10 protein-coding genes and 1 pseudogene are annotated in these 8,201 nt (G+C 61.9%); 9 read left to right on the top strand and 2 right to left on the bottom strand.

All coding sequences use genetic code 11. The features are described 5' to 3' along the window. The first annotated feature begins 36 nt into the window (after positions 1-36). The 4 genes from LH128_RS31845 to LH128_RS02625 are packed head-to-tail and all read left to right on the top strand — an operon-like array spanning position 37 to position 2,912. Positions 37-360, top strand: a complete 324-nt coding sequence (locus tag LH128_RS31845) for an FUSC family protein (protein ID WP_442800352.1) — start codon at positions 37-39, stop codon at positions 358-360. Continuing rightward, positions 357-581 (top strand): DUF1656 domain-containing protein, encoded by a 225-nt coding sequence (locus LH128_RS02635; protein WP_008828027.1) that lies wholly within the window; start codon positions 357-359, stop codon positions 579-581. Before LH128_RS31845 ends, LH128_RS02635 begins: the two co-directional genes overlap by 4 nt. A 1-nt stretch (position 582) precedes the next feature. Next, the gene (locus LH128_RS02630; protein WP_008828026.1) at positions 583-1,482 is read left to right on the top strand and encodes an efflux RND transporter periplasmic adaptor subunit; all 900 of its coding nucleotides are present in this window, start codon (positions 583-585) and stop codon (positions 1,480-1,482) included. Further along, positions 1,476-2,912, top strand: coding sequence for an efflux transporter outer membrane subunit (locus LH128_RS02625; protein WP_008828025.1), 1,437 nt, complete (start codon positions 1,476-1,478; stop codon positions 2,910-2,912). The genes LH128_RS02630 and LH128_RS02625 overlap by 7 nt, the downstream gene beginning before the upstream one ends. 42 nt (positions 2,913-2,954) lie before the next feature. Here LH128_RS02625 and LH128_RS02620 read toward each other — a convergent pair. Next, positions 2,955-4,751, bottom strand: a pseudogene (locus LH128_RS02620) (chloride channel protein). Positions 4,752-4,846: 95 nt separating this feature from the next. Here LH128_RS02620 and LH128_RS02615 point away from each other — a divergent pair. From LH128_RS02615 to LH128_RS02595, 5 genes are all read left to right on the top strand, one after another. Next, entirely contained in the window at positions 4,847-5,242 is a 396-nt protein-coding gene (locus tag LH128_RS02615) for a MarR family winged helix-turn-helix transcriptional regulator (protein WP_008828024.1), read from the top strand. A 450-nt stretch (positions 5,243-5,692) separates the two neighbouring features. Beyond that, positions 5,693-6,865 (top strand): cystathionine gamma-synthase, encoded by a 1,173-nt coding sequence (metB, locus tag LH128_RS02610; RefSeq protein ID WP_008828023.1) that lies wholly within the window; start codon positions 5,693-5,695, stop codon positions 6,863-6,865. 37 nt (positions 6,866-6,902) lie between these two features. Next, the gene (locus LH128_RS02605; protein ID WP_008828022.1) at positions 6,903-7,148 is read left to right on the top strand and encodes a hypothetical protein; all 246 of its coding nucleotides are present in this window, start codon (positions 6,903-6,905) and stop codon (positions 7,146-7,148) included. Positions 7,149-7,255: 107 nt separating this feature from the next. Then, the gene (locus LH128_RS33055) at positions 7,256-7,417 is read left to right on the top strand and encodes a hypothetical protein (RefSeq protein WP_156800009.1); all 162 of its coding nucleotides are present in this window, start codon (positions 7,256-7,258) and stop codon (positions 7,415-7,417) included. Beyond that, on the top strand, positions 7,401-7,700 hold the full coding sequence (locus LH128_RS02595) for a hypothetical protein (RefSeq protein WP_008828021.1): 300 nt from the start codon (positions 7,401-7,403) through the stop codon (positions 7,698-7,700). Before LH128_RS33055 ends, LH128_RS02595 begins: the two co-directional genes overlap by 17 nt. Here LH128_RS02595 and LH128_RS33050 read toward each other — a convergent pair. Next, positions 7,697-7,936: a hypothetical protein gene (locus LH128_RS33050; RefSeq protein WP_008828020.1), complete on the bottom strand. Its 240-nt coding sequence runs from the start codon at positions 7,934-7,936 to the stop codon at positions 7,697-7,699. The genes LH128_RS02595 and LH128_RS33050 overlap by 4 nt on opposite strands. Positions 7,937-8,201: the final 265 nt, after the last annotated feature.

Below are 8,201 nucleotides of genomic sequence, written 5' to 3'. Positions count from 1 at the left end.
GCGACCGCCGGCGATAGACTCCATGCCGCTGACGGTCTGGCGGACCTCAGGATCGGCCGCAATATCATTCCGATCCGCCGGGCGTTGTCTCATGTCCCGCATAATGTGCGGCACCGCCTGGGCGCGGTACTTGCCGGGCTGGCGGTGTTTTATCACGAGCGCTGGCGCCATGGCCATGCGGATGCCCCGCCGCCAGGGTTGCTCGAGCCAATCGACCGGGCCTTGGAGGCGCTTCTGAGCCTGCCGCTCGATGAGCATCGTCGGCCTGCCTTGCGTGCGCTGGTAGGAATGCGCTGCAATCTCTTCCCGACCGCCGCTGCGCCCCATATCGTTTCATCAAGAGCTGGGGAAAGCGCATGATCGAGGAGATCAATGTGCTCGGCATTTATATGCCGGCGGCGCTCGCCTGGGGCGTGCTGGCCGCGGTGCTCGTCTATATTGTGCGCGGGCTCCTGCAGCGCCTGCCGGGCTATCGACTGCTCTGGCACCCAAGCCTGCTCGAGCTCGCTCTCTTCATTCTGCTGTGGTGGGGCCTGAGCGCGCTCGCCGATAGTTTCCTCTACCGATGGGTCGCGTCTTGACATGTTGCACCGACAAAATCTCCTGCGATCGCTCGCCACGCTCCTTGTCATACTCGTAGTTCTGGGGGGGATATATGCACTGTGGCTGCGCTATCAGGTCGAGCCGGTCACGCGTGATGGCAAGGTGCGCGCGGACATGGTGCCGGTGGCCGCCGATGTCAGTGGGCTCGTCACCGAGGTGAAGGTCGCCGACAATCAGAAGGTCCGAAAGGGCGAGATGCTCTTTATCATCGACCGTCCGCGCTACCGGCTTGCGCTGGAACAGGCCGAGGCCAACGTGGCAAGCCAGCGCACCGCGCTCGCGCAAGCTGTCCGTGAGGATCGGCGCAACCGGGCCATGCCCGAAGTGATCGCCGCTGAAGTGATCGAACAAGGCACGGCGCGGGTCGAAGGACTGCGGGCGACGATTGGTCAGGCGGTGGCAGCGCGCGACCTGGCCCGCTTCAATCTGGAACGAACCATCGTGCGTGCACCGGTGGACGGGACCGTGTCCAACATGTCGCTCCAGCCCGGGGTCTATCTGACGGCCGGCAAAGCCGCGTTAGCGCTCGTCTATGACCACTCGCTCCGGGTGGAAGGTTATTTTGAGGAAACAAAATTGCCGGCGATCCGCGTCGGCGACCGTGCAAGCATCTACCTGATGGGCGTTGCTGACGAGATCGAAGGCCATGTGCAGAGTATCGCGGGCGGCGTCGAGGATCGCGAGCGGGCCGGGACTGACGGGCAACTGGCCAATGTAAACCCATCCTTCACCTGGGTGCGTCTGGCGCAGCGCATTCCGGTACGTGTCACGATTGATAAAATACCGGCTAATGTGCGGATGATTCCGGGCCAGACGGCCACGGTTGTCGTTCATCCGCGCGATGACGGACGCAGCGTGCACCGGAGCCTGCCATGGTGAGGCGCGCGCTGGTGCTGGCGGCCGCTACCGCTCTGGGCGGCTGCACGGTGGTCGGACCCGACTATCATGTGCCTGACACCGCGATGGTAAACGCGCCTGCGGCGCAAGGTGCGTTTCAGTCGATAGGCGCGGCCACGACGCAGGAACCGCTGCCCGATCATTGGTGGCGGCTCTACGAGAACCCGACCCTCGACCGGCTGATCGAACAGGCATTCGCCGCCAATACGGATCTGCGAGTGGCCGAGGCCAATCTCGAACGCAGTCTGGCCTTGCTCGACCAGCGCAATGCGGGCCGGGAAATTCAGGGCAGCGCGAACGCCGAAACAAGCTGGGCCCAGCGCTCGGCGGAAGCCGAGTTGAGCCATGTGAAGCCGCCGACGCGGCAAATCTACAATATGGGCATCGGGGCCAGCTATGATCTCGATCTGTTCGGCGGAATAAAGCGCGGGATCGAGGCAGCAAGTGCCGATGCCGACGCTGCCGTGGCGGCGCGCGATCTGGTGCGTGTGACCGTCGCGGCCGAGACGGCGCGCGCCTATGCCGACATCTGTAACGCGGGCTATCAGCGCGATGTGTTGGGTCGTGCGATTGCTGTCCTAGAGCAAAGTGTTCGATTAACCCGGATCATGGTGTCGCATGGACGCGCGGCACCCTATGAACTGGACCGGCGACAAGCGTTGCTCGAAGCGAGCCAGGCCCGGCTCCCACAATTGGTGGCGCGCCAACGCAACGCCCTTTTTCGTGTCACATCGCTGGCCGGTCGCACGCCGGGAGAAGCGGATACCAGCCTGTTGGCGTGTCACGCACCGCTTGCGTTGACACGCATGATCCCCGTTGGCGACGGTGCCGCGCTGCTCAAGCGTCGGCCCGACATCCGCATGGCCGAGCGCCGTCTCGCCGCGACGACAGCGCGGATCGGCGTCGCCACGGCGGACCTCTACCCTGATATCCGTCTGGGAGCATCGATCGGCTCTACGGGGGCTGCTGCCGATTTCCTGTCACCGCTTACCAACCGTTTCGGTCTCGGCCCGCTGATCAGTTGGACGCTCAACCGACATGCTGTTCGCGCCCGCATTGCGGCGACCGAGGCACAAAGTCGCGGCGACCTGGCCGCGTTTGACGGTGCAGTGATCAAGGCATTGCGGGAGGTGGAAACGGCGCTGACCAATTATCAGGCCGGGCTTGAGCAGCAGGAAGGTCTCGATCGTGCATCCGCAGATGCCATGCGAGCAGCGATGCGGATGGGTCAGTTGCGGCGTGGAGGCAAGATCGCCGCATTGCCCGCGCTCGAGGCTGAGCGTGATCGGGTTGCGGCGGATCAGGCTGCCGCCGAAGCGCGCGCGGCGATCAATGACGATCAGATCACGCTATTCCTGGCGCTTGGCGGGGGATGGGGCAACGGAAATGCGAACGAATTGGGCGCAGATTGATTCCGCAGATCCATTCCGCGCGCATGGCACAACTGACCGATCTTAGGCCGGTTTCTGAACTTTGCTTGGCGGGCGCTTGGTTCCGACATGACGCGAGCGCCCCAGTTCCGCGTGACGGTTTGCGCTGCGGGTCTTGAGCAGATCCTGACGCGAAAGAATGCCGAGCACGCGGCGGGTTTCAGGGTCAATAATCGGGATGCGGCCAATCCCGGATTCGACGATGAGATCGGCGACTACGCCGGTCTGCGTATCGGGATAGGCAATGGGCTGCGCCGCATCTGAGATTGCATCGACGAGCGGTGTTTGATCATCGTCGCGATCGCTCTGCCAGCGCAGGGCATCGGTGCGGGAAACGAGACCCAGTAGCCTGCCTTGCGGATCGATCACCGGATAGCTGCGATGCACAGCCTCATTCGCGAAGAAGGATACCGCCTGCTCCACGGTCATCGTGCCAGGCAGGGTAGCCGGATCGCGCGTCATGATCTGACCAGCCTGGATGAGGTCGAGGGGATCGACTGTATATTCCTGCAGGATGTGGCGTCCGCGCCGCGCAATCTTCTCTGTAAGGATCGATCGCCGCATCAAGAGCACGCTGACGGCATAGGCGCTGCCCGCAGCCGCGATCGTGCATGGAATGGCGCTGAAATGTCCGGTGAGTTCGACCGCGAAGATCGCGCCGGTCATCGGCGCGCGCATAGCCCCGCTCATGATCCCCGCCATGCCGATCATGGCCCAGAACCCGGGATCGCCCGGTAGAAACTGCCCAAGCAGAAAGCCGGCGGCGCCGCCCAGGATGAGGAGCGGCGCCAGCACGCCGCCTGATGTGCCCGACCCCAGGGCGACCAGCCAGACGATGGCCTTCACGACGAGGAGCGCGGCAACGACCCGGAGCGATAGCGAGGCGTTGAGGAGAGCCTCGATGCTTGCATATCCTGCACCTAGCACATGAGCATCGATGAGACCGCCCAGACCGACGACGACCGCGCCGATTGCCGGCCACCACATCCAATGAAATGGCAGGCGATGGAAGAGATCCTCGATGCGTTAGAGGGATGTCGACAACAGCGCGGCTTCGAGACCGACGATGAGACCGATCCCACCCGAAGCGAGCAGAGCCCAGCTTGCTTGCGGGGCGATCGCCGTCATGGGGAACATCGGTCCCGATCCGAGCAGCAGTGGCCGCCAGGCGAAGGAAATAAGCGCTGCAACGAGAACGGGGACGAAGCTACGCGGCTTCCATTCGAACAGGAGCACTTCGACGGCCAGCAAGATCGCCGCGAGCGGCGTACCGAAGATGGCGGTCATGCCGGCTGCTGCACCGGCCACGAGGAGCGTCTTGCGCTCGGCCGCGCTGAGATGGAAGCATTGGGCGAACAGCGAACCGATGGCCCCGCCCGTCATGATGATCGGTCCCTCTGCGCCGAAGGGACCGCCACTGCCGATCGAGATCGCCGAGGACAGAGGTTTGAGCAGCGCGACCTTGAGCGACAGTCGGCTCTCGCCGAACAGGATCGTCTCGATCGCCTCGGGAATGCCATGGCCGCGGATCTTGTCCGACCCGAACCGCGCCATCAGACCCACGACAAGGCTGCCGACGACGGGGATCACCACCACCAGCCAGCCCACCGATGCATCGGTGATCACCGAATGATCAGCAGAAAGACGACCGAACCAGAAGAGGTTGGTGGCGATCGCAATGAGTTTGACCAGCACCCATGCGCCAAAGGCGCCGCCCGTTCCGACCACGATGGCCATGATTGCCAGCATGACCATGCGGCGATCGACACTATGGTCGGCGAGTTGGTGGCCTTCGACGGAACGTGGAGGTGTCAGCGACATGAATCAGCATTATCCTGTGAAAAGCAGTGCACGCCGACTATATCGCATTGCGATGTAATTCAATCAGTGAGGATCATTTGGGGCAAAAGGATAAATTGCTGGGCGATGCCGACTATGTGGCGCTGGCCTCTTTTCGCCATGCCATTCGCCGCTTCCAGGCGTTCAGCGAGGAAAAGGCCATCGAAGTCGGGTTGACGCCGCAACAGCACCAGGCGCTCCTCGCGATCCGGGGCTGTCCGCCGGATGAAGCCACCGTCGGTCATGTCGCGGAACGTCTGATATTAAAGCCGCACAGCGCCACGGGCCTGATCAATCGCCTCGAGGCGTTGGCGCTTATTACGCGCGAGGCGGCTGCTACCGATCGCAGGCGGGCGCTGGTGCGCCTCACACCCAAGGCCTATGCCCTGCTCGACGCCCTGTCCGCTGTCCATCGCGAGGAAATCCAGCGCTTGCGGCCGGTCTTCACCGGCATCTTCGAACAACTGGGGTGAGCAAGTGTCATTTTAATACAAATATTATGCGCTTAACCAGAAATAACATTCATTTGTCTTCTGACATTCTAACCGGCACAACGCGATGTGCAGAGTGAAGACGCTTCACGACAACAGCGCCCGGAGAGGATCCCGCGAAAGCAGGCCGGAGCGCGGGAACGGAGACGGCAGCCAAGGACGAGTGCATGACGCAGACGGAGTATCCGGGGAATCCCCTGACCCTGGAGCAATGGCGATCGGTGCAGGATATGACCGCATCGCTGACGGCAGCGCAGGCGTCTTGGATTAGCGGCTACTTCACCAGGTTAGACGCCGGCGCGCGGTCCACCTGCCGCAGCCGGCGTCTTTCCGAAGTTCGGTCAGGCCGGTCACCTACAAAATATTGGGACGCGCACGGGCCATTCGACCGAGCTGGCATCGTGCACCAAGTAACAGAGGTTCGTTGATTCAATGACTGAACCCAAAGATCAGGCTCCTCGCGCCCAGACGATCGCCGCCGCGCACGGCGTTGCCAGCGATGTGGCCTTTGGAGCTGTCGCTCCGCCGCTTTATCTTTCGAGCACCTATGAGTTTTCTGGCTACGATCAACCGCGCTCCTATGACTATGGTCGGGCGGGTAATCCCACCCGCGATCTTCTCGGGCAGGCACTTGCGAAGCTGGAAGGCGGGGCAGGCGCAGTCATCACGGCGAGCGGCATGGCCGCGCTCGATCTTCTCGTCGGGAGAATGGGTCCCGGCGATCTCATCCTCGCGCCGCATGATTGCTACGGCGGTACGATGCGTCTGTTGATGGCGCGCGCGAACCGGGGGCATTGCGTCGTCCGGTTCGTTGATCAGGGTAACGAGAGCGCCTTTGCCGCCGCGCTGGAGGACGTTCCGGCACTCGTGCTTATAGAGACGCCGAGCAATCCCTTGATGCGGGTCGTCGATATCGCGGAACTCGCCGCGAAATCGCGGGCAGCGGGGGCTGCGGTTGCCGTCGACAATACGTTTCTTTCGCCGGCCATCCAGCAACCGATCGCGCTGGGCGCGGACTATGTCATCCATTCCACGACCAAATATCTCAACGGCCATTCCGACGTGATCGGCGGCGCGGTTGTCGCGGCTGATCCGGGGCAGGTCGATGAATTGCGTCACTGGGCAAATGTCGTCGGGAGCACAGGCGCGCCGTTTGATGCCTGGCTGACCTTGCGGGGCCTTCGCACGCTATTTGCCCGGATGGAGCAGCAGCAGCGCAATGCGATGATCGTCGCCCAATATCTCGAACGACATCCGGCGGTGTCCCAAGTCCACTATCCAGGTCTCGCCGCCCATCCTGGCCACCGGATCGCCTCACGCCAGCAGCGCGGTTTCGGGGCGATGCTGAGCTTTGAACTCGCAGGAGGGGCGGACGCGGTTCGACGGTTCGTCGCCTCGGCCGGCTACTTTACGCTCGCTGAATCGCTGGGTGGGGTCGAGAGCCTCGTTGCACATCCGGCAACCATGACCCACGCCGATATGGGCGCGGAGGCGCGCGCAAGGGCGGGCATCACCGACAGCCTGCTGAGGCTTTCGATCGGTCTCGAAGCCGAACTGGATCTGATCGCCGGGCTCGAACAGGGATTAGCGGCATGCGCGGGATGAGAGCGTCCGGCAATCCTGTGAACTTCAGGAGAGAAACGTGCCCGGTTATGTGTGGGTCGTAGATGTTTTCGGACTTCTCCTTGTCTTGCTCGGTTTCAACATGGCGTTTCGGCAGGCCAGCTTCAGGCGGGCTATCGGACGTCCGAAACCGCCCGCGAGCCGGTCGCGAGCAGGAAATGATGATGAGGATCCGCTTACCTATATTCTGCGGATCTCCGGTGTCATGATGATGGTTTTCGGGATCGCGATTGGCGGAATGCTGACGCTATTCCATCTGGCGTAACCAGGATTGAAGGGCCAAGCGGAGATGCTCATTGGACGAGGCTCAAGCCCACCTCGCTCCCGATTGGCATCGCCCGCCCTTCGAACCATGGTCCAATCCCACAAACCATGGCAGCCTATGCCATGCAAGAAATGCCATCGCTGGTCTTGATCGATCAAAGCGGTCATCTGCGCCAACACAGCTTTGGAAACGAAGACGACATGAGTGTCGGCGCCGACATTGCTCTCCTCCTGGCGGAGCCGGAGCGGATTTATGACGCACGAATATGATGATCCGATAGATCCCGAAAGGGTCGCTGCGGCAGTGCGATATATCGCCGAACGTCACCGTGCTGAAGATCGACCTGTTGAATTACTTGTTGACGACGTCGTGCGCGAACGCTTCGGCGGTTGCGTGACCTCGGTCAATGAACGCCGCAGCGCTTCAATCCTGCCCGGCCTCAAGCTGGAGATCGCGCGCCAAGTGTTTGAGCTCGTCGCAAGCGGCGAACTCATTGATGAGATCGATGAGGCTTCGATCGAATCTTTCCCGGCCAGCGATCCTCCAGCCTAGATCGGACACAAGCCTGGCAACGGCAGCTGATGGCTACGATCCATTTCAAGCGGATCTATGTTGCGCTTTTTCAGCAGTGACTTCAACGATAGCTCCAGGGCGTGGCCTACTGAGTGCCAGACGGGTGCTTCACACTGGCCTGCGTCGACCAATGCGCGCGTAGCGCGGCCGTATTCAAGCGCCATCCGCAGATACCGGATGCCCAAATCACTTTCGTTGCGGGATTGCTCACGCATTGGCTTCTCCTCAGGGCTGATGGGATCGCCGCATGCATCGTCAGTGTTGACCTGCAGCGGACGGCGACCTAGAACGAAGTTCGCTCTACGTGTCTGATATTTAACATAATTGTTATTATCGCGCCAAAGCTATGCCCGTATTGCAGGGGACGCGGGCGCGTTGATGATCGCCCTGTCGATGCAGGAGCAACGCGGATGATGGACCCGAAACAGATGACCGACAAACAGTTGGTCGATGAATGGGATAAAGTCGAAGACGGTGAAA

It is taken from the genome of Sphingomonas sp. LH128 (genome assembly GCF_000293195.2).
GTDB lineage: Bacteria > Pseudomonadota > Alphaproteobacteria > Sphingomonadales > Sphingomonadaceae > Novosphingobium > Novosphingobium resinovorum_A.
Note: the sequence above shows the minus strand (reverse complement) of the source record. Positions and strands in the feature narration are given on the sequence as shown.